This is a genomic window from Variovorax sp. RTB1, assembly GCF_035018765.1.
Classification (GTDB): domain Bacteria; phylum Pseudomonadota; class Gammaproteobacteria; order Burkholderiales; family Burkholderiaceae_C; genus Variovorax.
The window spans coordinates 1-25,974 of sequence record NZ_JASJXG010000032.1; the positions used below are offsets into that span (position 1 = coordinate 1).

Here is a 25,974-nt window from a genome sequence, read left to right on the forward strand (position 1 = left end):
CCGCAGGAAGGCGAACTGATGTCCGTCGCCTATGTCCTGCAGACCCTCGCCGGCCTCCGTGCACGCGACAGCATCGTGGTCGAGGAAGCGCCCACGGCGCGTTCGGTCATGCACGCGTACCTGCCGATGCTGGAAAGCGGCGGCTTCTACACGATGGTCAGCGGCGGGCTGGGCCACAGCATGCCGGCCGCCGTGGGCGTGGCGCTGGCCGAGGCGCAGGCGAACAGCGGGCGCAAGGTGATCGGCCTGATCGGCGACGGCTCCAGCATGTACTCGATTCAGGCCTTGTGGAGCGCAGCACAACTGAACCTGCCCATCACCTTCGTGATCCTGAAAAACCGCCGCTACGCCGCTTTGCAGGATTTCGCGCCGGTGTTCGGTTTCGAGCCCGGGGAAGCACTACAAGGAACCGACTTGCCCGGCATGGATTTCGTCGCGCTGGCGAGGGGTCAGGGATGCGATGCGGTGACGGTACGCGATGCCGGCCAGCTCGCCGAGGTGCTGCGAGCAGCGCTGTCCGGGGCCCGGCCCACGCTGGTCGAAGTCGACGTGGCCTAGCGCCTACCGTGGCGGCTACCGCCGACGACTAACGCCGCTTGGGCACCGACACGGTGAAGGTCACGCGGGTCCCGTCGTGGCTGTACTCCAGCTTGCCGCCATGCCCCTTCGCGATTTCGCTCGCGATGTACAGCCCCAGCCCGAGACCGCCGGGGTTCCGCACGTTGCCGATGGAGCGCGGCTTGAACGGATCGAATAGCGTGCTGATCGACGTCTCCTTGATCGGCGGCGCCATGTTGGCGACGCGGAGCACCACCATCGTGTCTTCGTCGGCCAAACGAACCCAGATCGACTCTCCAGCCACGCCGTGGTTGCGCGCGTTGCTGATCAGGTTGTTGACCACCTGCGACATGCGATCGGCATCGAAATCGGCATGCAGGAACGGCGGCAGCTCAGTGACTATCGCCACCTCCGGATGCGCAAGATGCGCATCCTCGACCAGGCCGCGAACGAGCGCCGACACATCGCCCGGCACGCAGTTGAGTCCGAGCCCCAGTCCGGCCCGCAAGCGGCTCATCTCGAACACTTCACCGATCAGCCGCTGCATGCGGCCGATGGACGTAGAGATGCGTTTGCCATAGCCCGCGTGCCGATCGGGACTGCCCTGTTCCAGCATCAACCCCATCATGCTGATGGTCTGCAGCGGATCACGCAGGTCGTGTCCGAGCACCGCAAGCAATTGCGCCCGCGCCATTTCCATGCGCGCGGCGCGTGCCGCACCGGCGCGCGCCAGCGACTCCATGAGGTCGTGCGCGATGACGCGGTCGGCGTCGTCCCAAGCCACGGAAGTGCCTTCGACCGTCTGCCGCCATTCAGCCAGCGAGCCTTGTGGCGTAAGACGTGCGCCGAGCGGGCCGATACGTTCGAGCTTGGCCGGAATGCCGCTCCACACGATGGTTTCGATTTGTTCGCGTCGCAGTAGAACGATCCAGCCGCGGTTCACCCGGTCGATGCACAGCGCCATGAATCCGCAGAACGGTTGCAGTGCCAGACGCAGCGCTTCGGGCAGCTTGGCGGATTCGTGCAGCGCGATCAGGTCCTGCTCTGCGGTGTCGAGCCAGTGCAGCAGTTGGGCTGCGCTTTCCTTGGGCAGCGCGTCGCACGACATCAGTCCGCCATAGCTGCACAAGGTGGCGTCAAACGACATCACGCTGCCGAGCGCGTCGGTCATGTCCGGAAAGGCGGTCGCGAAGTCGTCGCTGCCAAGCAAGAGTTCGGTCAGATTTTTGCGAACCTCGACTGCAGCCAGCCGTCGCTTGGCGGCCAGCCGTTCGACCGCGCTTTGCACCGAGGACGACAGCACGTGCGACAGTACATCGCACGTCATGCGCACCGCATACGGCACGCGGTGTGCCACGCCGTGATGACAGGCGATCAAGCCCCAAAGCCGTCCATTCACCACGATAGACAAGCTCATCGAGGCACCGACCTGAATGTTCTTCAGGTACTCGATGTGGATCGGCGAGACGCTGCGCAAGACCGAGTAACTCAGATCGAGGGCGCGATCGGTCGGATCGTGCGCATCGATGGGCACCTGCTCGTCGTGCACGTCGGCAATCAAGCGCAGCGGATTGCGCACGTACAGCGCGCGCGCCTGCACTGGAATGTCGGAGGCCGGAAAGCGGCGACCCAGAAACGGCTCGAGCGCCGGGACGCGCACTTCTTCCACAACCTCGCCGCTGTCGTCCTGATGAAAGCGATAGGCCATCACGCGGTCGAAGCCGGTGAGCTTGCGCACCGTTTCGACCGCTTCCGAAAGCATGGTGGAGATGTCGCGCCGACTGCGCATCTGACCCATGCTGCGATGGGCCAGCAATGCGAATGCGGCAAGATCCTGGTCGCGTGCCGCACGCCGTTCGAGCTCCACGATCACGCGGCCATCGTAGGTGTGGAGCACGACGTCGAAGACGCGCTCTTCGGATGCCAATTCCATGGTGAGCGGCGCGCGCTCCCGTCCGGTCTCGGCGTCTCGCAGCGCGGCAGTTATCGCAGCCCAGAAGGCGGCTTCGGAATCAGGAAATGTGATCGGCAAACCCTGGCCAGGCTTCGGCAGGCTGGTGATTACATTGCCTGCATTGCGGCTCGCATGGGTGAGTCGGCCCCGCAGATCGAATGCAATGAGCGCCCCGTGCGGCTGGATGTGCCCCGGCACATGGATCGGCTCGCGATCGCAGTTGTCCAGGTCGATGGTTGAGAGATCGACCACCACCCGCGTCACGACACCTCTAACGACGCCGGACAGAGCGCTCGGGAAAAGTGAGTCGGACCGCAGCCGCAGCGACGTGCCCGCCTGCGGGGCAATGAGAGCGGGTGACGAGCAGTTAACATTTGGAGGGAGGGTACTCTCATTTGCTTACTGACGAACCTCCCGTCGCGCAGGCCGTATGCGCGCAGCCGAAATAACTACGCCGCCCCGCTTTCGACGATGCGCACGTAATCAAGAAAGGCGTCGAGTTCCGTCGACTTGTCGAACACCGCATCGGCTCCGAGCGCCGCGCAACGCGCACGAAGATTCGGCGTGGCGTAATTGCTCAGCACCACCACCCGCTGCAGCGGACTGCGCTCGCGAATAGCGCCCAAAACCGCGAGGCCGTTGCCCTCTGCAAGAAACAGATCGACGACAGCCAGATCCCAGGCGTCGCGGTTGGCCTGCAACCAGCGATTGGATTCGAGTGCCCCATTCGAAAAGCTGACGACCTCGATGGCGGCCAGCTCGACCAGTGTTTCGATCAGGTTGGTCCTGATCAAAGGGTTGTCCTCGACAATGAAAACGCGAAGCGCCATCTGATTTTTTTGGTCCCGCAGGATGGTTGCAACGCTCGCCGCCCGGGTGGGCGACACGCCCTGATTTTCAGCTTCAGGCGACGCCCGACGCTGTCGGACTGCGCGCCGTTCAGACCAGCGCACTTTGCAGCGCGCTCACGACCGCGAGCGTGAGCCCGATGGCGCTTTCTATCTGCGTTGACGATAGACGCTGTCAGGATTGGCTGGTCGATCTCGCGATGCCCAGGATGGATGCGGATGGTGCTGCGCTTCGACAAGGCACGGGTCGCCCACGTTGCCTATCCCTGCGGCAATCAGTCGGTCATCGAGCCGTCGAGAGCAAGTCACTGCATGACGGGAGCGTGACTCGAAGAGACTCAGACGCCTTCGATGATCCGAATGTCGCGCTCGGCGCCATCGCCCAGTGCTGCCAGCGCCTCCTGATAGGCCGCACTGTCATGCGCAGCCATCGCCTGCGCGACGCTTTCGAACTCGATCAGCACCGTGCGCGTCATCAGGCCGTGTTCGTAGACCTTGGCCGGGTCGCCGCGCGCCAGGAAGCGGGCGCCGTTGGCGGTGAGCGCGGGGCCGGCCAGCTTGGCATAGGCGGCCAGCTTGTCGGAATCTTTGACCGCGCGGTAGGTGCTTACCCAATAGGCTTTCGGCATAGTGTTCTTGTGTCCTTGTTTTCAGAGCAATTAGAACCCGCGACTGTGCCGCGGGTCTTGGAGCGCGGCAAGTCCCGCCGCGACTTGACGTTCACTTCTTGCAGTCGCCACCGGCCGAGACGGAGCCATCCTTGCACTCCGTCAGGATGACATCTTTCTTGGCCCGCGGAACCGCAGCGGGAGTGCCGGATGTTGCGCTGGCCGAACCGCTCATAGTCGATGAGGACGGCGCATCCATCTGCTGGTACACGATCGACTTGGCGCCCATCTCGCAACTCCCGACCACCTTGCCACGTGTGCCGGAAGCGGCGCCTGCGTCCACTATGGTCACGGCGAAATTGGCCACGCCGGACGCTGCGATCTTGGCTTCGATCTGCGAGCGCAATGCATCACAGTTGCCGGCGGCGCTTGCGGTGCCGACCGTACCGGCCGCAGCGGCAAACGCGAGGACCAGTGGAATCAACGGGAGTTTCATCATCGGTGCTTGCCTCGAAAAGGAGTGCGTGGGCGAAACAGTCTAGCGCTCAGACCGAAAGCGGCCTGCACTTGCAAGTGCTCGCGCCCAAGGAGCTGTCGATGGCGCTGTCGATCTCGGTGTCTTGCCTCCGTGGTTGAATTCGCGAGATGCCGAACGCTCAGCACCACCGCTCACCCTGCCCCCACGCAAGCACGCCATGTTGATCATCGATGCGCCGACGACGCAGCAGGCGTTGCCCTTTCCCGCGTTGATCGAGGCGTTACGTCGCATGTTTCTCACAGGCTGCGAGGTACCGCGGCGCCATGTCCACCAGGTGGCGGCGATCGCACCCGAGCGACCGTCGGGCGTCACTTCGCTGCTCATGCCGGCATGGAACGCGCGCTACTACGGCGTCAAGATCGTCAACATCGCGGCGGGCAATGCAGCGCTTGGATTGGCCGGGCTTCACTCCAGCTACCTGCTGCACGACGCGACGACAGGCGTGCCCCTGGCATTGATCGATGGCGATGCAATCACCGCACGGCGCACGGCAGCCGCCTCCGCCCTCGCGGCCTCCTGGCTGGCGCGTGATGACGCACGGCATCTGCTGGTGGTCGGTGCGGGAAAGGTCGCTCGCCTGCTTCCCGAAGCATATCGCGCGGTGCGTGCAATCGATCGCGTCAGCGTCTGGGCGCGGTCGCCGTTGCAAGCAACGACGCTGGTTCAAGAGCTTTGCGGTGAAGGCATGGACGCGGCGGTATCGACCGACCTCGCCGCATCCGCCGCCGAAGCCGATATCGTGAGTTGCGCCACACTGGCCACGTCGCCGGTGGTGTTCGGCCAGTGGCTCGCAGCCGGCAGTCATCTGGATCTGATCGGCGGCTTCACCCCGGCGATGCGCGAGGCCGACGATGCCTGTTTCATGGGCGCGAGCATCTTCGTGGACACCGAAGAGGCGCTGCAAAAGAGCGGCGACTTGCTGGGGCCGATAGAACGCGGCGTGTTCGAGGCGACCGACGTCAAGGCCACGCTGGCGCAACTGATGGCGGGCGAAAGATCGGGCCGGAGCAATGCATCGGAGCGAACCGTGTTCAAGTCTGTGGGCACAGCACTCGAGGACCTCGCTGCAGCGGTGCTGGTCTACGAATCGCAACGCGTGTAGTTGCCCAAGTGCCAGCCGGTGCTGCCACTTCGCCAGCGAACGCCGCATAACGCTACACCTCTTGCGCTTCCGCTTGACTCGTCCTTTCCAGACACTGGAAGCATGACTTCCAGCCGCTACCCCACCACCCTCTACCTCAGCGCCCCCGAGATGATCCGGCTCGTGCAGCGCAAGGGCTTGTCGGCCTGCATCGCAGGTATCACATCAACGCCGTCGGTGGCGATTGCCCCGGCAAGACGGAACTCGACCATCGCGTGCTCGACAACGCATCGGTGTTCGTCGAGTTCGAGCCGCAGTCGCGCATCGAAGGCGAGATCCAGCAGATGCCTGCGGACTTCGCGGTGACCGAGTTCTGGCGGGTGCTGGCGGGCCAGCGCCCAGGGCGCGCCAGCACGCCTGAAGTGACGGTGTTCGACTCGGTCGGCTTCGCACTGGAGGACTTCGCGGCGTTGCAGTACCTGCGCGAAGTCGCGACTGAATTCGGCATGGGCGAAGTCATCGAGTTGGTGCCGCAACCGGTCGATCCGAAGAACCTGTTCGGGCTGCTGCACGCAACAAACGAATCGATCGACGATTTCGAGTTGGTCGACACGCACTTGCACCCGGTGTGCTGATGGGCGCGCTGGAACCCGAGAAGGATCTGGTTCCGCTCGAGGTCGGCATCCCGGGTAAAGTGACTGCGCCCACGCAGGAACTGGCCAACGCCATCTGCAGCAACGCGCGCATCGCGGTGCGTGTCCGGAGCCGTATTCCCCGGCAGATTAAAAGCCTGCGCCGCGCGTGAGTCCGAGTGCCGCATAGTGCGTAGCGGACCGGACGCCCACGGACACTCAGCCCACTCGCAGCCCGGCGGCTTTCACCCCCGCAATGCAGATACTTTCATCCTCGTCGCCGGTCCCGCCACTGGCGCCGACGGCACCCAGCGTTGCGCCATTGGCATCCAGAATCAGTACGGCACCGGTCTGCGGCAAAAAGCGACCGTCGGCCGTCGCGGCAAGCGCCACGAAAAAGTTCGGATTGCCTTTGGCACGTTCATGCAGCACGCGGCTTGAACTTCCCATCCCACCGAGCCCCAAGCCTTTGCCCGGGCCACATCAAACCGGAACATGCTTGCGCCGTCTTCGCGAGCGAAGGCGGTCAAATTACCGCCCTCGTCCAGGACAGCAATGCCCATGGGCTTGTAGCCCATTTGCCGGGCATGCGACAGGGCAGCCTCGATGATCTGATTGGCGTGAACGAGTGTCAGAGATGTCATTGCAACGGGACGGTAGATCGTGAAGAGCCGGATGCTCGGGGCTGCCAAGTTTGCCAGCGTTGCGCGCCGGCGCTCAAGGTCCCCCTGGGCGCAACATCAGCAGGTGCTGCAAGTGCACTGCGGGCCAACACAAGAACGGCTGCAGTGACAACAGATTTGAAGAGGGTTGTAGTGACCGAAAAGCTTGTGCCGCGTTATTCAGGGAGCAGGCCGATTTCTGCGACCACCTGACCGAGTCGTTTGTGCTCTTCCAGCAGATAGGCCTGGAACTGTTTCGGCGAGCCGCCTGGCGTTGCGATAGGGCCGACGGTGAGCATCCGCTCGGCCAGCGCCGGATCCGAAAGCAACTTGTTGACCTCGGCATTCAGACGCGACGCAACGGCAGTCGGCGTGCCCGCCGGCGCGACGATGGCCATCCACCCAGTCATGTCGATGCCCGGGAGAAACTCTGCCACCGTGGGCACTTGGTCCCAGCCGGCGATCCGCTTCGCAGAGGTGACTGCCAGCAGTCGCATGCGACCTTCCCGCACGAACTGAGAACTGGAGGCCAGGTCCGCAACGGCCACGTCGGCATGGCCCCCAACGATGTCCGTCAGCGCGACACTCACCGAGCTGTAGCCGACCAGGTTGGCCTGCGCCTTGCCGCGCGCGTTGATCAGTCGCGCAATCATGCCGCCAAAGGTGCGGGGCCCTTCGTTGGCAATCGACACCTTGCCCGGCTCTCGCGCGCTGCGCGCAAGCAGGTCCGGAAATGATTTGATGGGCGACTCCGCTCTGACCAGAATTGCAAACGGGCTGTTGGCTACGAAGGCGATCGGATCGAAATCTTTCAGTGGGTCATAAGGCAGGCTCTTGAAGAGATAGCTGTTCGTGACGAGCGCGGCGGTTGTTGCGAAGTACAGCGTGTAGCCATCTGCCGGCGCCCGTGCCACGGTCTGCGCGCCAATGATGTTCTGGCCGCCGGGTTTGTTTTCGATGATGACCGGTTGTCCCAGGCTGCGGGCCAGTCCGTCGCCCAACATGCGCGCGATGTTGTCCGGCCCCGACCCGGCCGGCTGCGACAAAACCAGCCTGATGGGCTTGGTGGGCCATTTGTCTTCCGCACTGGCGGAAAGGCACCAGCCAGAGGCAGCCAAAGCGGCGGCAGCCAGACTGCCGACCTGGAAATTTCTTCTGTTCATCTTTTTGTCTCCGTTGTAATTTGAGGAAGGGGGGTCCACTGCAGCCGAGACGCCAGCGTCTGCAGCATCGCGATCAGGTCGACTTGGTCGGCAGCCACCCCGTACACATAGCGGTCGGGGCGCACCAGGGCTGCCTTGCAGTTGTGACGCTGGAACCAGGCCGCCGCGATACCTTCTGTCTCCTGCAACGATTCACCCAGGCGCAGCATAGAAAGCGCAGGCAGGGAAAAGTCCGCAGTCGCTGGCAGGCCGCCATCGAAGTCGCTGGCCAGCACAAGCCACCAGCCGTCGCCAGCCACACTGTCAAAGCGAACGCGGTCCCCAGCGTGCGCAATCCAGGGCTGCGGGAAGATGGTGCCGTTCGCTGCATGCGGGTCGGGCGAAAGAAGGCCAACCTCGAGTCGGGGAATGACGTCCTGACGCGGTGTATCGCGCACCACGCCGCCGCACTCGGCCAGCATTCGCGCATCCCGTTCGATCGCCTTCGCTTCGTCGCGTTCGCCGATCACGGATCCGATCTCCTTGATCCGCGCTGTGAGATCGCGCACGTGCCGCTGGCGCTCGATGCCATAGCTGTCGAGCAGAGCGTCGGCCGCTGCACCACACACCTCGCCCCTGATCACGCTGGACAGCTTCCACGCGAGATTCGAAACATCGCGGATACCCTGGCACATCCCCTGGCCGAGGAAAGGCGGCTGCTGGTGCGCTGCGTCGCCGGCAATGAAGACGCGTCCCTCGCGCCACCGCTCGGCGACCAGGGCATGAAAGCGGTAGCTTGCCTGCCGCCACAGTTCGCCATCGCTCGGTTCGAGCCAGCGCGCCAGCAGCTTCCAGGTTTCTGCGGGCTCGGTCACCTTGCGCGGATCTTCGCCCTCGTTCAGCGAGATCTCCCACCGCCTGTGATTGCCCGGTCCGATCACCAAGGTGCAGGGCCGAACGGGCTCGCAATATTGAACACTTGTCGTAGGCAGCTTGGCGAGCCCTCCAGCGTTGGCAAGCACGTCGACCACCAGCCAGGCCTCATCGAACGCCAGATCCTCCAGCTGGATGCCAACCAGATCGCGCACCGTGCTGGAAGCGCCGTCACATCCGATGACGTAGCGGGATCGCACCTCGAATTGCGCGCCTGTGTCGTCACGCAACGTCAGGCGAACGCATTCTTCGTTCTGTTCGATGCCGAGCAGCGCCATCCCCAGCTCGACGTGACCGTGCACGGACTGTTGAACATGCTCGCGCAGCAGCGCCTCGACGGGTGGTTGCGTGAACACATTCGATGGTGTGTAGCCGAGAGGGAATGGCGGCTCGACCATCGTGAGCCGCTTGATGAGCTGACCGTTGGCTCCGAAGTATTCAGAGGGCGTGAACGGCTCGACGTGGCGCAAGACTTTATCGACCACGCCCAATTGTTGAAACACGCGCAGCACTTCGTGGTCGATGGCGATCGCACGTGGTTTGTCGTAGATCTCCCGCTGACGGTCGCATACATAGACGTTCAGGCCCATGCCTGTCAGCAATCCGGCAGCCACGGCGCCGGACGGGCCGAAGCCGACCACCGCGACGTCGTAGAGCATGTCGCGTTGCGGTTGAGAGCGCATCGCGTCAGTCCTCCGCGCGGATCGGATTGACGAGCGTGCCAATGCGCTCGATCTCGACTTCGAAGCTGTCGCCCGCCTTCATCCAGACCGGCGGGGTGCGCGCCTGGCCCACTCCGGCGGGGGTGCCCATCACGATCACATCACCGGGCTCGAGCGTAAGAACGTCGCTCAGCAGCGCGATGGTCTCGGCCACGCCCCAGATCATGTCGCTCGTGTTCGCGCTCTGCATGACCTCGCCGTTCAGCCGACCCTGAATCTTCAGGCCGGTCGCGGCGTATGGCAGTTCGTCGGCCGTGACCAAGACGGGACCAAAACCACCCGAAGCATCGAAGTTCTTGCCGATGGTCCATTGCGGCGTGCGTTTCTGATAATCACGAACAGACATGTCGTTGAAACACGTGTAGCCGAAAACGTACCCGGGCGCGTCGTCCTGGGACACATGGCGCGGCACGCGGCGGCCGATCACCAGTGCCATTTCGGCTTCGTAGTCGAACTTGACCGACACCCTGGGCGCGATGCCCGCAGCGCCGTGCGCAAGCAGCGAGGTCGCGCCACGAAAGAAGAACCACGGGTACTCCGGCTTTTCGCGGCCCCCCTCCTTTGCGTGGTCGAAATAGTTCAGCCCCAGGCAGATGATCTTTCCCGGCTCCGGAACCAACGGCGCGAGCATCAGGCTCGACATCGGCAGTCGTGGCGCGTTCGAGGCCAGCGCCGCATCGGCAGCCGCAGCCAGATCAACTCCCTGTGCCAGCGCGGCACGCAGACTTGGCGGGACCTGTGTCTGCGCGGCGTGCAAGTCGATGACACTGTCTCCGTCCAAGAGACCAAGCCGCGTCTGTCCGCCCTGAAGAAAGGTGGTGAATTTCATGAATGCTCCAAAGCTCAGGAAGGAATGAAAAAGACTTGCCGCTGTGCGTCTTTCAGGCGCGACGAAGGCGGTTGCGAGATACCCCACTGGTCCACGCGGCCAGCCGGCCACTTCCAGTCGTCCGGCCCGCCGGCCTTGTAGCTGTCGTCGATCTGTTGAACGTCGGCCGTGTACTCGATGACCTCGCCGAACGGACCGATGAAATAGTTGAAGGCGTTGTCGCCAGGCCCGTGGCGGCCTGGTCCCCACTCGATTTCGTGGCCTGCATCGCGCATTCGGCCACCGCCGCGCATCACCGATTCGAGATCGGGCATGACGAAGGCGATGTGGTTGAGTGCGTCGTTGTCGGTATCACCCAGAGCGACGCTGTGGTGATCGGCATTGCAATTGAGAAATGCCATGATCCGCGTGCGATCGGCCAACCGAAATCCCAATGCCTGCTCGAAGAAGTCTTGCGTTGCCGCGACGTCATGGCTGTTGAGCACAACATGCGCAAGGCGCAGGGGCCGGTCCCTGGCTGCGTATGCGTCCCGGTGCGTTTCATCCCCATGAACCACCTGTAAAAGACGGCCGTGAGGATCGCGCACCGTGACGACCTCTCCCTTACCAGGTTCGGAATTAGACGCAAGAGGCGTGTGAATACTGCCACCTGCCCGCAGCGATGCCTCAGCCACGGCCTGCAATGCCGATCGATCACGAGCACGCAAGGTCACATGGCGGATTTCACAGGCTTCGCCGCCGAGGTGCAGGGAAAGCAAGTGATGGTCTGCACCGGTTCCACGCAGGTAAATCGCGCCTGCGGTGCGTGCGACCACGTCCAGGTTCCACACGCGGGTGTAGAAATCTTCGGCACGCGCGAGGTCCGGCACATTGAGCGCAACGCTGCGCAACCCGGCGATCCAAGGCGAACTCATGGCGATTCCTTTGCACCGGCAGCCACCGGAAATGCTCGACTCAGGAAGCGCCGCGCATTGCCGCTCGTCAACTGTTCGCGTACGGCCGCAGACAGACCGGTGGCATCGATCTGCGCGATGGGCGCGCGTTCATGGAAATTGAATGGATAGTCGGTCCCGACCATGAGCTGGGTGCCGCCGAAGGTCGCGACGAGATGCGCCAGCGTGGGTGGATCGAACACGACCGTGTCGAAGAAAAGCCGCCTTGCTTGTTCGACAGGCGACTGTGGCACTTGCTCTTGAAGGGCGGGGAATACGCCCCATCCCTTCTGCAGGCGCGGTAGAAGCAGCGCAAGCGTTCCGCCGCCGTGGCTGAAAGCGATGCGCAGTTTCGGATGGCGTGTCAACAGATTGCCGGTGATCACGGAAGCGGCGGCAAGCCCTACATCGGAGGGGTACGCCAGCACCTGTTGCAGGGGTGCAGGGCCGACGAGTCTGTCCATCCCGGTGGGCTTGAGCGCATGCACAAAAACAGCCGCGTCCAGAGCCTCGCACGCTTCGAAAAAGGGGTCGAAACGCGCGTCGCCGATTGGCGTGCCGTTGACGTTGCTACCGATTTCCACGCCAGCGAAGCCCAGCGTTTCGGTGACATACCTCAGTTCGGCAATGGCAAGGTCGATGCTTTGCAACGGCACCGCACCCATTCCGATCAGCGCACCGCCGCCTTCCGCCACCATCATCGCGATCTGCTCATTGAGAAACCGCACAAGCTGATGCGCATCAGCGGCTTCCATCCAGTAAGACAAGAGCTCAGGCATCGGCGAAATCGCTTGATGCGACAAACCCATGTCTGGCAGATCAGAAAGCCGACGCGTCACGCTCCAGCATTTTTCCGAGATCGTGCGGTAATTTTTTCCTGCAATCATCACGTGCCGGTGACACAGGCCTCCGGCATCCGGCGCTGCAGCGGTCGACGGCCACTGAGCCGGAAGCTTGTTGCCGATATACGCGGGAAGGCGCTCGGGCACCACATGTGCGTGCACATCGATGCCACACGCGCAGCGATAGCGATGGGCGTTCTCAGCCACGTGGCGCCTGACAAACCAGTCTGCTCATTTTTGTCTCCTACGCCCGTGTGTGTTCTTCGCCAGGGCTTTGTTGCGCCAGAGTCTAGGGATTCGCTTGATATCGACAAAGCGGATTTTGCGTATACATACAATCCACGCCATGGATATTCGACGAGTCGATCTCAACCTGCTGGTTGCTTTTCATTCCATGTTGGAGCACCGCAGCGTCACGCAGTCAGCGGAGGCCATTGGACTGAGCCAGCCAGCGATGAGCGCCGCGCTGGCTCGCCTTCGCATCCTGTTCAACGATGCGCTGTTTGTGCGAACGGGCTCAGGCATGCAACCGACATCGCGCGCCGCCGAATTGGAAGGAGCTGTGCGCCGGGTGATCGACACCGTAAAGGCTGAGATCCTGCCAGCGCCATCCTTCGAGCCCCGCAAGGACAGCAAGGTCTTTACGCTGGTGACGCCAGACATCGCCGAGGTCCATTTCCTGCCGAAGATCCTTGCCTGCTTGGTGCAAGAGGCGCCCCATTGCGATGTGCGCACGCTCTCCATGCCAAGACAGGCAGCCGCCGCGGCATTGGAAGTGGGAGCCGCAGAGCTGGCAATCGGCTATTTGCCGGACTTACAAAAGGCTGGCTTCTTCTTGCAAAAGCTATTTCGCAATGACTATGTGTGCATCGTGCGTGGCGACCATCCCCTCGTTGGCGAAAAGATCTCTTTGAAAACTTACCTTGCTGCGTCCCATGCGGTGGTGAGTCCAGATGGGCGCGAGCATTTGCTCGATCAATTTCTGAGTCGCCGAAATCTGAAACGCCGGGTCTTGGTGGGCCTCTCGCATTTCATGAGTTTGCTGCCGATCATCGAATCCTCCGATCTGATCGCCACGGTCCCACGCGACCTTGCGAATATTTGTGCACAGCACGCCAACATTCGCATCGTCGATCCACCGTTTAAAGCCCCCGTTGTCGAAGTCCATCAGTTCTGGCACCGGCGCTTTCACCAGGATGCGGCCAACGTCTGGCTGCGTGCCCAAGTGCTTCGACTCTTTCGGGGATGAGGCTGTTCTTTCACTGCGGCCCGACCGCGGGTTGGCGCCTTGACATTCGCATATCAGCGCAATCGCTTTCAAGCGGGCTCGCGGCTTGCTGACCTTGGCTAAGACGGCCGGCGGTCGAAATCAAAGTTCTTTTAGTGCACCGCCAGGCTCGCGCTGTGATGACGAGTTTGCGTAGTCGACCCGTCTCTGAATTTGCACACGTTCAGCGGTGCCGGTCCGGAAGGCTGATGATCGAATCGTGGTCGCGCGCTCAAGCGACGCAGCGCCACTGGCGCAAGGCGAAAGCAAACACCTCGAAGTACCGCATTTGATGGTTGCGCCCTTGGCCAACTCTTGCGCGACGACGTCGTTGCCTCATCAACCTCCGATCGCGCCCATCAATGCCGCGACCTTCAGTGCGACGTGCCCGTCGCAAAACGCACCGCATCACGCCCCGATGCCTTGGCCGCGTAGCAGGCTGCGTCGGCAGCATCCATCCATCCCGCAAGCGATTGGTGCGTTGCATTCAGTTCGGCAATGCCCAGACTCGCGCCCACTTGCAGGACGCCCTGTCCCCATGGCAGCCGAACGTCGCGAACTGCCCCGCGCACGGCCTCTGCGATGCGCAGAGCGTCTTCATGCGAGCACCCGTCCAGCAGCAGCGCGAACTCATCTCCTCCGATGCGCGCGACCAGATCGCCGCAACGCACCTGACCGGATATGGCCTTCGCCACCGTCAGCAGCATCAGGTCACCCATCAGATGCCCAGCGGTGTCATTTACAGGTTTGAAGCGGTCCAGATCGATGAACACCATGGACGCCGGCTGGGACGATTGAAAGGTGTCTATCAAGCGACTTGCGCGCGATTCAAATGCTTTGCGGTTGGCCAGTCCGGTCAGGGGATCATGTGTTGCCGCCCACTCCAGGAGCTCACGCGAAGCGCGCAACTCTTCGACATCACTGAACGTCCAGACCGTGCCACGCGATGTGTTGCGAATATCCACCGGACTGCATCGCAATGCCGCCCAGAAACTGCTGCCGTCACGCCGGCGCATCTGCCACTCGCCCCCATAGGCCTCCCCCGAAACGAAAGCTGCATCCTGCTGGATCAGGAATGCCTCGAAGTCCGCGTGTGCCCAGAAACGAGCGGCCAGGTCCTCGACCAGCAGGTCATGTTCCGTGCCCGCAAAGAGCCGGCAGAACTCCTTGTTCAGCAACTCGAACTTCAGGCCCTGCGCAAAGGCGATGCCCATGGGCGCCGCCGACATGACCGAGGTGAGCTGACCCATGGTCCGCGCCTTCTCGCGCTCCAGCCGTGTCCGGTCGATCCCCACTCGCCGAAGGACCTTGCTCAGATTGGCAATCTCGCCGCTGGCCCGCGGCCATCCGGTCTCCGGCGGATAGGCTGCGTCGAACATGTGCCGCGCACGATCCTCCAAAAGAGCCAGCGGCCTGAGCAGCCACCACAGGGTGCCCAGCACCAGCGGCAGGAGAACCAGCACCAGTGCGGCGGCGGTAGACAGCGCCCGGACACGGGCGGCGTGGAGGGGCGCCAGCAGATCCGCTTCGCTTCGCACCCGCCAGATCATCCAATCAAGGCCCGGCACGCCCGCTGCGCTGACGACCTCATGCGGTTGATCCAGCGCCAGTCCGGTCGGCTCCACGGGCGCACCCTTGGCTTGCCATGAAGCAAAGGCAACGGCCAGGCGGGGTTCCTCGGACAGAGGCTGCAACAGCCGCGCGCGATTGGGGTGTGCCAGGATCTGCCCCAGCGCGTCGGTCACCACCACCATCGCCGTGGCGTCCTCGCTCTGAGAGTCCACCAACCCCTCCAGCAGGTCACGGTTGTCCAGGCGCATCGCGCCACCGAGCACAGCGAAAACCCCCTGTTCATCGCGCACGGGTTGCGCAAAGACAATCACCGGCGCGCCGCTGAGCTTGCCCGGAAGTGCGTGCGAAATCACGCTTCGAACCTGCATCAGAGTTTGCTGAAAGTAAGGGCGCTGCGAGAGATTGACTGTGGGTCGGCTGGTGCCGGTCGCATCCATCGAAATCCGAACGCTGCCATCCGGTGCTGCCACGAAGACATTGGAGAACAACTGCTGGAGTACGGACTGGCTCAAGGCAAAGCGGTGCAGCGCTTCGGTATCGTCCAACGCCAGCCGTTCCAGCCGGCTCGACGCGGACCCGAGCGCGCGTTGAAGGGCAACCACGTGACCAGACAGGCGAGATGCCGTGCTGGCGGCTTCATCGATTTCGCGTCGGCGCTCAGCTGACAACGTATGGGTCTCCGCGCTTTGCAGGAAGACCAGCGTGATGAGCGTCACGCTCATCACCATGACAACCATGCCGCCCAGCAGCAGGCGAACTTTGAGGAAGCCGAGCCAACGCAAGGCAACCGACCCAGCCTGTTTGATCCCGATTTCCGATCGCATACCCTAAGTGTGACGGCTCAAGCCGGGAAAGCGCGTGAAGTCGTACACGGTCACCGTATAAAGGTGCGCCATCCCTCGCTCAGACGGCCGCAGCTGACGTCATGCTGAATCGTTTGACTGAAAAAGAGGTCAACAGTGATTGCTGTGGGCGCAGGTTGAGATGCGTGCCCTGCGATCGCCCGTCTCAGTGGCTGCGGATGTCGATGCGCTGCCGAGGCGCCTGCACTCCACCCCACACTTCGCAACAGGGCTCCGCCGTCTTCATTGTTAAAGACCTTGTGCCGGCGCCCCGCCAGGTGCTCGGCTCCTGTCATTGTTGGTCGACACCAGCACGCGCAGCATGCGCATGAACTCCTTGCGATCGGCCTTGGGCAGCGGCTCGAGCATGCGCACTTGCGCCCGCAACATCGAGGGAACCACCGCGACGAGCACCTCCCGGCCCTCGTCGGTCAGGGTGAGCAGACGCACCCGTTTGTCTGTCGGCGAGGCACTGCGAAGAACCAGCACGCGGGATTCAAGCCGGTCAATGACGCTGGCAATTGTCGAAGTGTCGAACCCGATGGTCCTCGCCAGTGTCCGCTGGTCGATGCCGGGACTGTTTGCGATTCCCTGCAAAGCGGAGTACTGGACCGGCGTCAGGCCATGCGGCTCAGTCTCCTGCAGGAAGACCGACACCGCAATCTGTTGCAGCCGCCGGATGTAGTGACCTGGCAAGGTTTCAAGATCAAGGGTCGAGGTGCTTGCTTTCGCTTTCATGTCGTCCTGGTTGGTCGAGGGTGAACCCTGATGTCTACAACTGATTTTATCACTACACTAACAATCAGTATACTGACGATCAGTATGCTTTTCATGTGAGAAAAAGAATTCCAATGAATGCAATGGACACTCCGTGCAGTTCTATCTGAATGGTTACGCGCCCGACGATCCCGACGTCGCCGGGAAGGCGTTTCCGGACACGGTCGACGTCCTTGTGATCGGCAGTGGCCCGGCTGGTGCCTTGTTGGCTGCCCAGCTGTCGACCTTCCCGAAGATCACCACGCGGTTGATCGAACGTCGCCCCGCTGCGCTACAGGTTGGACAGGCCGACGGCATCGCCTGCCGCACGGTCGAAATGTTCGAGGCGTTCGGTCTGGGCCAGAGGCTCATGCGTGAAGCGTATTGGGTCAATGAGACCGTGTTCTGGCGCCCATCGAAGCATGACCGCACACGCATCGAACGTACCGGGCGCGTCCAGGACACCGAGGATGGCCTGTCGGAGTTTCCGCACCTCATCGTCAACCAGGCACGACTGCAGCAGTACCTGCTCGACTACATGCGCATGTCGCCCTCGCGGCTCGTACCGGACTACGGACTCGACTTCGTCGGACTCCAGGTCGAACCCGAAGGCGAGCATCCTGTGGTGGTGACGTTGCGTGACGTCGCCACGGGGCGGCAAAACACCGTGCGTGCCAAATATGTCGTCGGCTGCGACGGTGCGCACAGCAAGGTACGCGATGCGATCGGTGCGGTGCCCCGCGGGGACTTTGCCAATCATGCTTGGGGCGTTGTCGACATGCTGGCGGTCACCGACTTTCCGGACATCCGGCTCAAGGCCGCCATCCAGTCGGCGGACGACGGCAACATCCTGCTCATTCCGCGCGAGGGCGGCTATATGGTGCGGCTCTATGTCGACCTCGGCGAAATCGACCCGGCCAGGCGCGACGCGTTCCGCTCCGTCACCCAGGAGCAGGTCATCGAGACCGCGCGGCGCGTGCTGCACCCGTACACGCTGGACGTCAAAAGCGTGGTGTGGTTCGCCGTGTACCAGGTCGGGCAGCGCGTCACGGACCGCTTCGACGACGTACCCGTCGATCAGCTCGCCTCTCGCCTTCCGCGTGTCTTCATTGCGGGCGACGCCTGCCACACGCACAGCGCGAAGGCTGGCCAAGGCATGAACGTCTCGATGCAGGACGCGTTCAACCTCGGCTGGAAGCTCGCCTCGGTTCTCGATGGCCGCGCCGCGCCGGAGCTGCTGCGCACCTACTCTGTCGAGCGCCAGGCAATCGCGCAGGGCCTTATCGACTTCGACAAGGAGTGGTCGAAGATCATGGGATCGGCACCGCAAGACCCAGACCATCCCGAACTTGGCGGTGTCGACCCGCAGGAACTCCAGGCTTACTTCGTGAAGTCGGGTCGGTACACCGCCGGCGTCGCGACGCACTACGCACCGACGACCGTACTGACAGCCGACGCGACCCACCAGGCTCTGGCCAAAGGCTTCACGATCGGCATGCGCTTCCATTCAGCGCCCGTCGTGAGGCTTGCCGACGCGAAGCCGATGCAGCTTGGCCATGCCGCGCGTGCCGACGGCGCCTGGCGTGTCTACGCGTTCGCCGATGCAATCGGCGCGCGGCTGCGCGACCTAGCCGCTTTCCTGGCGGAATCTCCTGATTCGCCAGTGGGCCGCTTCACGCCAGCAGGATCGGACATCGACAGTGTCATCGACTTTCGCGCCATCTTCCAGCAGAGGCACCTCGACCTCCGGGTGGACGAGCTGCCCGCGCTTTTACTGCCGCGCAAAGGGTGCTTCGGCCTCATCGACTACGAGAAGACCTTTTGCGCCGACCCCAGCGCCGGTTCAAATATCTTCGAACTCCGGGGCATCGACCGCGAGCACGGCGCCATGATCGTGGTGCGTCCCGACCAGTACGTTTCGAACGTGTTGCCGCTGGATGCTCACGCTGATCTCGCTGAATTCTTCGACCGCTTTCTGCTGGTCCGCCATCACGCCAAGGAAACACGAACATGACCACCACAACCAGAACAACAACATCGTCAACGACATCCGGCTCTGACGCCGCGCAGCAAGCCCGGCGTCTGCGCACGGTGCTCTGGGTGGTGTCGCTGGCGACCGTGGGGCTCGTCTTCGACGGCTATGACCTCGTCGTCTACGGCACGGTGGTCTCGACGTTCCTGCGCGATGCATCGCACATCGGCACCGTGACCCCGGCGATTGCCGGCGTGCTTGGCAGCTATGCCCTGTTCGGCGTGCTGGTTGGCGCGCTGCTGGCGGGCAGCGTGGGCGACATTGTCGGGCGGCGCAAGGTGATGCTGTTCGCCTATGCCTGGTTTTCCGTGGGGATGGCACTGACGGCCTTGTCGACAACGTCGGCCGCCTTTGGCTGGCTGCGCTTCGCCACCGGCCTGGGTGTCGGCGCACTCGTTGCGACGACAGGCGCGCTCGTGTCCGAGTACGCGCCCAAAGGTAGGAAGAACCTGTGCAATGCCATTGTCTATGGCGGCATCCCTCTGGGTAGCCTGCTCGCCGCCCTCCTCGCCATCCTGCTGCTGCAGCACATTGGCTGGCGCGGCATGTTCAACATTGGTGCCTTGCCGCTGTTCACCCTGCTGCCTCTGGCGTACTTCAAGATGCCCGAATCCGTCGCCTGGCTGGCTTCGCGCGGCAGGATGGCTGAGGCTCGGGTCCTTTCCGAGAAAACTGGTGTCGAGCTCCCAAGCGAGGTGGTCGAGCTGGCCGGGCAGCACGGAATCGCCGACGAAGGCAAGGCGGGCTTTGCTGGCCTCTTCGGCGGCCACTACCTTTTCCCCACCATCGTGCTCGGCCTGATGAGTGCCACCGGCCTGGTGCTGGTGTATTCGCTCAACACCTGGTTGCCAGAACTCATGCTTCGCGCCGGCTTCAATGCCAAGGGTTCGTTGTCGTTTCTCCTGGTGCTCAATGGCGGCGCACTGCTCGGCGCCCTGCTCGCCTCGGGCGCGGCGGACCGCTTCGGTCCAAAGCCGGTCGTTGCGACCTGTTTCGCCACCGGCACCATCGCGCTGATCTTGCTGACACTGGGCTTCCCGCTGGCGGCCTTGTTGCTGATCGTCGCCATTGTCGGGCTGGGAACAAGCGGTACGCAAACTCTGATCTACGGCTTCGTTGCTAACTACTACCGGACCAACGTGCGCGGCGCAGGCGTCGCATGGTGCGCAGGCTTTGGCCGGCTCGGTGGCGTCGGCGGCCCAATGCTCGGAGGTCTGCTTATCGGCGCTGGATTTGCGCTGAATTCCATCTTCTACGTGCTGGCGGCGCTGGGTGTCGTCGGTGTGATTCTGACCCTGCTTATCCCCGTCAGCGGCGCCTCGCTCGGCACCCATGCGGCGCCTGAACCGACGGGCGATGCGCTAACGGTCGGATAGAAGCAGTAGCCCTCACCCTGAGACCCTGGCTCGGAGCCTCGCGCCCCGTGCTGGACTGTGGAGCTGGCGCCATGCCCTCACAGTCCATGAAAAGCATCGTTACCACGCTTCGACGCACCCGCGAAACGCCGTGACGAAATCACGGTAATTGAAAACGAGCAGTTCTTCGGCGCCGGGATCAGCTATGTGAACCTTCATCTTATTGCCGCAACTCGCATTGCCACGACAGAACCGCTATTGCGGCAGTCTCCTGAGCCCTACCTGGCCCTTTGGAAGCTTGTATTGCGCTGAATTCAGTTGCATTGCCAGTAATGTGTAGTAGCCGGCGATCCCGGTCAGATCCACCACACCTTTGGTTCCAAAGCGGGTTTTGACCCGCTCAAATGTGACATCGGACACTTGCTTGTTCTTTGCCAGCTCGGTGGTATAGCTGTAAATCATGTCTTCGTCCGAACTCATGCCGACAGGACGACGTCCTTCTGCAATAGCATCCGCGACCTCTTTGGAGATGCCGGACTTCAGGGCCAACGGATAGTGATACCACCACTCGAAGTCCTGTGTCCACTCGCGGGCGATGATGAGGATGACCAGTTCGCTCATCGTGTTGCCGATCGCCGATTTGTAGCGCAAGTAATCACCCATCGATCGCGAGAGTGTCATGACCTGCGGGCTGTGCATCAGGGGCTCGAAGGGTCCGAAAACCGGGCCCTTGCGTGCCACTTCGAAATCAGCGGCAGCCTGGGCCTGCTCGGGCGTGTAGGCTGCCGGAGGAATGGTCGGCAGCCGGTCTTCTGCATGAACCTGAACTTGGAGCAACAGGACGCTGGCGGCGAATAAATGAAAGAAGCGGGGCATCAGGTTCCAATGGTGCGTGAATCAAATTCGAATCGTCCGACGATGAGCGGCTGAAGCAGGAAGACGACAATATCCCTGCAACTCATTCCTTGGCTGAACGATACGATCATGGCTCAATCCTCTCAGAGTGTTCAGCCTTCTCAAAAGCTGGGGCGATTCAGCTTCAAAACGTCGGCACGATCTTCTCCAGGTGCTCGGCGAATTGCACCACCAACGGCGGTGGCCGCAGCAGGTCGAATTTCACCGTCAGCCCGACGGTCGGCAAGCTCGGCAACAGGTCGCCCGGTGCGAGGATCTGCAGATCCGGGGGCACCGCCGATTGCGTCAGCACCGCGATGGCCTGGCCGGAGCGCACCACGGCGAGCAAGCCGGACATGCTGCCGCTGGCGTAGGCCACGCGGTACGGGCGATGTGTCGCGTCCAAACGCTCGACGGCCGCACGGTGATCGAGCGTGTCCGGGTCGGAGAGCGCGAGTTTCAAAGGCTCGTGCGTCGCGGCGAGATCATGCCGGCTGCCGACCCATACGAGAGGCTCGCGACGCATGATCGACGTTGTGCCGTTTGACTCGGTGTTGGTGTCGGTGGTGGAGACAAGCGCCAGATCGAGTGCGTGCTTCGCAAGCTGTTCCAGCAGCCTGGGCGTCGGCGCGCAGATCACCTCGACGAATACCTGAGGATGCTGGCCTGCAAAGCTGCGCAAGATGTCCGGCAAAAACGCCGCAGCGTAGTCGTCGGGGCAACCGAAGCGCAGTGTGCCTACAAGCCCCGTGCCCGAGATGTCCGCGACCGCGGCATCGTGCTGCCGCAGGATGGTTCGCGCGTGGCCGAGCAGCCGTTCGCCATGCAATGTAAGCACCACGCCGCGGCCAGTGCGATTGAGCAACGGCTGGGCCAGCATCTCTTCGAGCTTTTTCACCTGCATGCTCACTGCAGCCTGCGTGCGGCCGATCTTGTTGGCAGCACGCCCCAATGTGCGCGTCTCTGCGATGGCCACGAAGGTGCGCAGTAGATCGAAGTCGAGTTGGCGTCTCATGAAATAAGTGGGGCTGATAGCTGCATTCAGAAATATTAGCTTTCCTTGAGGTTGGCGGGTTCGTACGCTGGGTCACCAATTCACCTGGAGCACCCGATGTCCCGCAACGACGACCCCGATTTCTGGCAAGCCGCGCGTCGGCACCTGATCCGCTACGGCGGCGCCTTTGAACCGATGATCATCGAGCGGGCGCAAGGCAGCTTCGTGTATGACGCGGACGGCCGCGCGATCCTGGACTTCACGTCGGGCCAGATGAGTTCGCTGCTGGGCCACGGGCACCCTGAAGTCGCCGCTGTCGTGGCCGAGCACGCACGCAACCTCGACCATCTGTTCAGCGGCATGCTCAGCCGGCCCGTAGTGGAACTTGCGACCCAACTTGCCGCCATCACGCCGCCCGGACTCGACCGCGTCATGCTGCTGACCACCGGCGCAGAAGCCAACGAGGCCGCCATCAAGATGGCCAAGCTCTACACCGGCAAGTTCGAGATCGTGAGTTTTGCGCAGTCGTGGCACGGCATGACCAGCGGCGCCGCATCGGCCACCTACAGCGCGGGTCGCAAGGGCTACGGGCCGGCCGCGGTGGGTTCGTACGCCATCCCTGCGCCGTATCCGTATCGCCTGCGCTTCGAGCGCGATGGCAAGTTCGACTGGCAAGCCGAACTCGACTACGCCTTCGACCTGATCGACCGGCAATCGAGCGGCAACCTCGCAGCCTTTATCGCCGAGCCGATCTTGAGTTCAGGTGGCCTTATCGACCTGCCGCTCGGCTACCTCGCAGCATTGAAGAAGAAGTGCAGCGAGCGCGGCATGCTGCTGATCCTGGACGAAGCGCAAACCGGCGTGGGCCGAACCGGAACGATGTTCGCCTTCGAGCGCGACGGCGTGGTGCCGGACATCCTGACTTTGTCGAAGACGCTCGGCGCCGGCTTGCCACTGGCGGCAGTGATGACATCGGAGGCGATCGAAGACGAGTGCCACGCGCGCGGCTTTCTTTTCTATACGACCCATGTATCCGACCCGCTCCCGGCTGCGGTCGGCCTCAAGGTGTTGGAAGTGGTGCAGCGAGACCGACTGGTCGAACGCGCATGCGTTGCCGGTCAACGCCTGGAGAGCGGATTGCGCGCGCTGCAGGAAAGCGTCGACTGCATCGGCGATGTGCGCGGACGCGGCCTGCTGCTGGGCATCGAGATCGTCAAGAGCCGAGCCGGCAAAGAATCCGCCCCCGACCTGGGCGTCGCCATCACGCGTGAGTGCATGAAGCTGGGCCTGAGCATGAACATCGTGCAGTTGCCCGGCATGGGTGGTGTCTTTCGCATCGCCCCGCCGTTGACGGTGAGTGACAGGGAGATCGATCTGGGGCTCGATCTGTTGAAGCGGGCGATCGGGGCTGTGGCTTAGCCAGCTCTGGTTGCCAACGGGCCAGAAGCAAGCCCCAATCTGGCACTGCCCGCGGCGCATTGCAAGTTGCAGTAGCGAGCCGCCCAGCGTTGCCCTAACTCGACAGAACCGTCATCTCGGCATCGGGGCTTGGCCCGCGATGAAAGACCAAGTCTTCCACTACGCGACCGTGCCCGAGGTGGTCTTCAATGATGCGATCCATGGCATCCGGTGTGACAGCGTAGTACCACACACCATCCGGTTGCACACACACGACTGGTCCGCTGCGACAAGCGCCCAGGCAATCGACCCGGGTAGCCTTCACACAATTTGGACCTGGCGCAAGTGCGCCGGAGAGCTTCAGCTTCGCCGCGACCTTCTCTAATTCTTCGGCCGTCATGCCATCGGCGACGCAATTGCGGCCAATGCATATCAGCAAGTGACGGCGGTAGTCGACGATCACTGGTTTGACAGGCTGCTTGCTCATCGGCTCGCTCCCATCAGAAGCTCGCCCGCATGCTGACACGAATTGTTCGCGGTTCAAGCGGATGCAGCAGCCGACCCTCGAACCCTTCACCGCCATTGCAACCGGCCCCTTCACGCCGCGTGCACGACGTGCCCCAATACTCGATGTCGTTGGCTTTGCTGCCGAGCAAGTTCAATATGTCCAGCGAAACCTGCACTTTAGGACTGACTCGGTATCCGATCTTGAGATTGGCCGTGAGGAATGCGGTAGATTTCTGAACGCCGGTTTCTTCCAGCGGATACGACCCTATATAGCGCAACCGAAGCCCGCCAAACCATTGGCCCTTGGAATCAGCGGACACGCCAATCGAAGAAGACAACGGAATAGCGTTGGGCACGTATGTGCCACCATTTGTAGCCTGTGCGAAGCGTGCGCGTGAAACTGCTACGTCAGCGTCCACATGCAGCCAGTCGTTGACGGCAATGTCGTTTGAAAGCTCGATGCCATAACGCCGGGACGCGCCCCTGGGCTCTGTCGCGCCCTCGTCTCCGATGAAGACCAATTCGGAATCCAGATTCGTCCTCCACAACGAAAGCGCAGCATTCCAATCGGGCAGCGGGGTAAAGCGCATACCGAGCTCTTCACTTCTAGCCTTGGCCAGCAGTGGTAACCGGTTGTTCTGGCTGCCGTCGCGGGGGTTCTCGATCGACGTTGCGCCTCGAAGATCGTTGCTGTGAAATCCCGCGCCCCAGTTGATATAAAACTCGGTTCCCGCAAACGGGCCAAAGGCCAGCGACAGTTTTGGACTCACTTGCGAGGCGCGCGCCGAGCCGCCGTTTTCCATGTTCAACGCACCGCCAAGCGACCTGGTATGACCCCTAACCTCGTCGAAGCGCGCGCCGACGGTGCTGCGAAACCACGGCACCCACTGAGTGCGGAGTTCGCCGTAAAGGCCAATGGCGGTTTCGTCGAGCTTGTCTTCGCGAACAGTGTCAGTGCGCACCCGGTTCACCGTGTCGAACAAGCCAACCTGCGGAAGACGATCCTGCCGAAGTTGCAAGCCCACGATGGCATCTGTATCGGGCCATGAAGAACCCAGTGCCCAACTGTGGGAGACGGCACCGCCGAAAATGTGGCGACGATCTTCCTGTTCGTGCTCTGGTTCCTGCACTCCCGACGGCGACGAGTAAAGGTTCAGACCGTAGCTAACGGCATAGACGCTGGCACGTGTGCTGCCGCCCTGATTGCTGGCGGCCCATTCGCCCGACAGACTGTTGCGGAAGGTGCGACCACCGTCTGCCGGGGCCAGCGTGCCGTAACGGCCGATCTCCCCGTTCGTGATTGCGCGCTCGGGCACGTGTTCGGTCGCGGTCCAGTTCGCCGCATAGCTCATCGCCGTGATCGCGAATCCGTTGTCGGCCGTGCCTGAGGACAACCGCAGCAACCCGTTTGTCTTGTGCAGGTGCTCCGGCTGGTCCCATGGGCCATTGGCGCCGCCTAATTCAATGGCGCCAAGTAGGGTCAGGCCATCGCCAAACGTGGTACTGCCCGCAACCAGCGAGCGGCGGTACTGGTGCTGCCCAAAGCTGACGTCAACGAACGGTGCAGGCAGGCTGCGTACATAGTCGATGCGCGCCGAGCCGGTGACGGCGAAATCGCCATCATCAACGCCATAAGTGCCCTTGCGATAACGAACGGTGTCGATCAGCTCAGGCATCAGGAAATTCAAATCCATGTAGCCCTGTCCGTGGGCGTGCGACACGTTGTTGATCGGCATGCTGTTGACGTAGCTCGCAAAGTCGCTGCCATGGTCAAGGTTGAAGCCGCGCAGGAAATACTGGTTGGCCTTGCCGTCGCCTGAATGCTGGGTGACAGTGAGTCCGGGTACCGACTCCAGCACTTCGGCCGGCCGCAGCAGGGGTCGCGTGGCCAGCTGTTTCGCCGTGATCGTGCCCTCGGTCGCGGAGTCGGCCACGCCAACCAGATCGGCGGAACGACTGGTTACGGTCACGGGCGCAAGTTCGGCCGGAGCCTGCGCCTTGGCGACCGAAGCCGACACAACAGCGACGACATAACCGGTGCGCCGCAAGAGGTCGACGACATCACTGGGTTTCACG

At 62.6% G+C, this 25,974-nt stretch carries 22 protein-coding genes and 2 pseudogenes; 8 read left to right on the forward strand and 16 right to left on the reverse strand.

What is annotated here, in order from left to right:
- Window positions 1-558 (forward strand): thiamine pyrophosphate-dependent enzyme (locus QN397_RS18095; protein WP_323501587.1); only part of this gene is annotated, 558 nt, incomplete at its 5' end.
- A gap of 28 nt (window positions 559-586) precedes the next feature.
- On the opposite strand, the gene QN397_RS18100 is transcribed toward QN397_RS18095, so the two are convergent.
- The 4 genes from QN397_RS18100 to QN397_RS18115 all read right to left on the reverse strand — a co-directional run bounded on the left by QN397_RS18100 (window position 587) and on the right by QN397_RS18115 (window position 4,467).
- The gene (locus QN397_RS18100) at window positions 587-2,764 is read right to left on the reverse strand and encodes an ATP-binding protein (RefSeq protein ID WP_323501588.1); all 2,178 of its coding nucleotides are present in this window, start codon (window positions 2,762-2,764) and stop codon (window positions 587-589) included.
- A 197-nt stretch (window positions 2,765-2,961) separates the two neighbouring features.
- The gene (locus QN397_RS18105; RefSeq protein ID WP_323501589.1) at window positions 2,962-3,342 is read right to left on the reverse strand and encodes a response regulator; all 381 of its coding nucleotides are present in this window, start codon (window positions 3,340-3,342) and stop codon (window positions 2,962-2,964) included.
- A gap of 356 nt (window positions 3,343-3,698) precedes the next feature.
- Window positions 3,699-3,989: a DUF1330 domain-containing protein gene (locus tag QN397_RS18110; protein ID WP_323501590.1), complete on the reverse strand. Its 291-nt coding sequence runs from the start codon at window positions 3,987-3,989 to the stop codon at window positions 3,699-3,701.
- 91 nt (window positions 3,990-4,080) lie between these two features.
- Window positions 4,081-4,467, reverse strand: coding sequence for a DUF1161 domain-containing protein (locus QN397_RS18115; protein ID WP_323501591.1), 387 nt, complete (start codon window positions 4,465-4,467; stop codon window positions 4,081-4,083).
- Window positions 4,468-4,663: 196 nt separating this feature from the next.
- Here QN397_RS18115 and QN397_RS18120 point away from each other — a divergent pair, with 196 nt between their 5' ends.
- From QN397_RS18120 to QN397_RS18130, 3 genes and pseudogenes are all read left to right on the forward strand, one after another.
- Window positions 4,664-5,608 (forward strand): ornithine cyclodeaminase family protein, encoded by a 945-nt coding sequence (locus tag QN397_RS18120; protein WP_323501592.1) that lies wholly within the window; start codon window positions 4,664-4,666, stop codon window positions 5,606-5,608.
- Window positions 5,609-5,808: 200 nt separating this feature from the next.
- Window positions 5,809-6,222, forward strand: a pseudogene (locus QN397_RS18125) (ornithine cyclodeaminase); the annotation flags it as partial.
- Complete coding sequence (locus tag QN397_RS18130; protein ID WP_323498231.1) at window positions 6,222-6,392, forward strand: hypothetical protein; 171 nt, start codon at window positions 6,222-6,224, stop codon at window positions 6,390-6,392. The pseudogene QN397_RS18125 and the gene QN397_RS18130, both read left to right, overlap by 1 nt.
- A gap of 46 nt (window positions 6,393-6,438) precedes the next feature.
- Here QN397_RS18130 and QN397_RS26765 read toward each other — a convergent pair.
- From QN397_RS26765 to QN397_RS18165, 6 genes and pseudogenes are all read right to left on the reverse strand, one after another.
- A pseudogene (locus QN397_RS26765) lies at window positions 6,439-6,863 on the reverse strand (GlcG/HbpS family heme-binding protein).
- A 194-nt stretch (window positions 6,864-7,057) separates the two neighbouring features.
- Complete coding sequence (locus QN397_RS18145; protein ID WP_323501594.1) at window positions 7,058-8,044, reverse strand: tripartite tricarboxylate transporter substrate binding protein; 987 nt, start codon at window positions 8,042-8,044, stop codon at window positions 7,058-7,060.
- The gene (locus tag QN397_RS18150; protein WP_323501595.1) at window positions 8,041-9,639 is read right to left on the reverse strand and encodes a bifunctional 3-(3-hydroxy-phenyl)propionate/3-hydroxycinnamic acid hydroxylase; all 1,599 of its coding nucleotides are present in this window, start codon (window positions 9,637-9,639) and stop codon (window positions 8,041-8,043) included. Before QN397_RS18150 ends, QN397_RS18145 begins: the two co-directional genes overlap by 4 nt.
- Before the next feature lie 4 nt (window positions 9,640-9,643).
- On the reverse strand, window positions 9,644-10,507 hold the full coding sequence (locus tag QN397_RS18155; RefSeq protein ID WP_323498278.1) for a fumarylacetoacetate hydrolase family protein: 864 nt from the start codon (window positions 10,505-10,507) through the stop codon (window positions 9,644-9,646).
- A 14-nt stretch (window positions 10,508-10,521) separates the two neighbouring features.
- Entirely contained in the window at window positions 10,522-11,421 is a 900-nt protein-coding gene (locus tag QN397_RS18160) for a VOC family protein (protein WP_323498227.1), read from the reverse strand.
- On the reverse strand, window positions 11,418-12,488 hold the full coding sequence (locus tag QN397_RS18165; RefSeq protein WP_323501596.1) for an amidohydrolase family protein: 1,071 nt from the start codon (window positions 12,486-12,488) through the stop codon (window positions 11,418-11,420). The genes QN397_RS18160 and QN397_RS18165 overlap by 4 nt, the downstream gene beginning before the upstream one ends.
- A 139-nt stretch (window positions 12,489-12,627) precedes the next feature.
- On the opposite strand from QN397_RS18165, the gene QN397_RS18170 reads away from it, so the two are divergent.
- Window positions 12,628-13,530 carry a LysR family transcriptional regulator gene (locus QN397_RS18170; RefSeq protein ID WP_323498226.1) on the forward strand — a complete coding sequence of 301 codons (903 nt, stop codon included), beginning with the start codon at window positions 12,628-12,630 and terminating at the stop codon, window positions 13,528-13,530.
- A gap of 392 nt (window positions 13,531-13,922) precedes the next feature.
- Here the strand turns inward: QN397_RS18170 and QN397_RS18175 are convergent, their stop codons facing one another.
- Together QN397_RS18175 and QN397_RS18180 are read right to left on the reverse strand one after the other, a co-directional pair.
- Window positions 13,923-15,944 carry a diguanylate cyclase domain-containing protein gene (locus tag QN397_RS18175; RefSeq protein WP_323501597.1) on the reverse strand — a complete coding sequence of 674 codons (2,022 nt, stop codon included), beginning with the start codon at window positions 15,942-15,944 and terminating at the stop codon, window positions 13,923-13,925.
- 267 nt (window positions 15,945-16,211) lie between these two features.
- Window positions 16,212-16,700, reverse strand: a complete 489-nt coding sequence (locus QN397_RS18180; RefSeq protein WP_323498223.1) for a MarR family transcriptional regulator — start codon at window positions 16,698-16,700, stop codon at window positions 16,212-16,214.
- 133 nt (window positions 16,701-16,833) lie between these two features.
- Between QN397_RS18180 and QN397_RS18185 the strand changes: the two genes are divergently transcribed.
- Window positions 16,834-18,732, forward strand: coding sequence for an FAD-binding monooxygenase (locus tag QN397_RS18185; RefSeq protein ID WP_323498222.1), 1,899 nt, complete (start codon window positions 16,834-16,836; stop codon window positions 18,730-18,732).
- Window positions 18,729-20,126 (forward strand): MFS transporter, encoded by a 1,398-nt coding sequence (locus tag QN397_RS18190; protein WP_323501598.1) that lies wholly within the window; start codon window positions 18,729-18,731, stop codon window positions 20,124-20,126. The genes QN397_RS18185 and QN397_RS18190 overlap by 4 nt, the downstream gene beginning before the upstream one ends.
- Before the next feature lie 234 nt (window positions 20,127-20,360).
- Here the strand turns inward: QN397_RS18190 and QN397_RS18195 are convergent, their stop codons facing one another.
- Window positions 20,361-20,981 (reverse strand): carboxymuconolactone decarboxylase family protein, encoded by a 621-nt coding sequence (locus QN397_RS18195; RefSeq protein ID WP_323498220.1) that lies wholly within the window; start codon window positions 20,979-20,981, stop codon window positions 20,361-20,363.
- A 163-nt stretch (window positions 20,982-21,144) separates the two neighbouring features.
- Entirely contained in the window at window positions 21,145-22,014 is an 870-nt protein-coding gene (locus QN397_RS18200; RefSeq protein ID WP_323498219.1) for a LysR substrate-binding domain-containing protein, read from the reverse strand.
- Between the two features lie 96 nt (window positions 22,015-22,110).
- On the opposite strand from QN397_RS18200, the gene QN397_RS18205 reads away from it, so the two are divergent.
- On the forward strand, window positions 22,111-23,412 hold the full coding sequence (locus QN397_RS18205) for an aspartate aminotransferase family protein (RefSeq protein WP_323498218.1): 1,302 nt from the start codon (window positions 22,111-22,113) through the stop codon (window positions 23,410-23,412).
- Window positions 23,413-23,506: 94 nt separating this feature from the next.
- Here QN397_RS18205 and QN397_RS18210 read toward each other — a convergent pair whose 3' ends face one another.
- The gene (locus QN397_RS18210; protein ID WP_323501599.1) at window positions 23,507-23,878 is read right to left on the reverse strand and encodes a (2Fe-2S) ferredoxin domain-containing protein; all 372 of its coding nucleotides are present in this window, start codon (window positions 23,876-23,878) and stop codon (window positions 23,507-23,509) included.
- Window positions 23,879-23,891: 13 nt separating this feature from the next.
- Window positions 23,892-25,973, reverse strand: a complete 2,082-nt coding sequence (locus QN397_RS18215) for a TonB-dependent receptor (protein ID WP_323498216.1) — start codon at window positions 25,971-25,973, stop codon at window positions 23,892-23,894.
- Between the last annotated feature and the right edge of the window lies 1 nt (window position 25,974).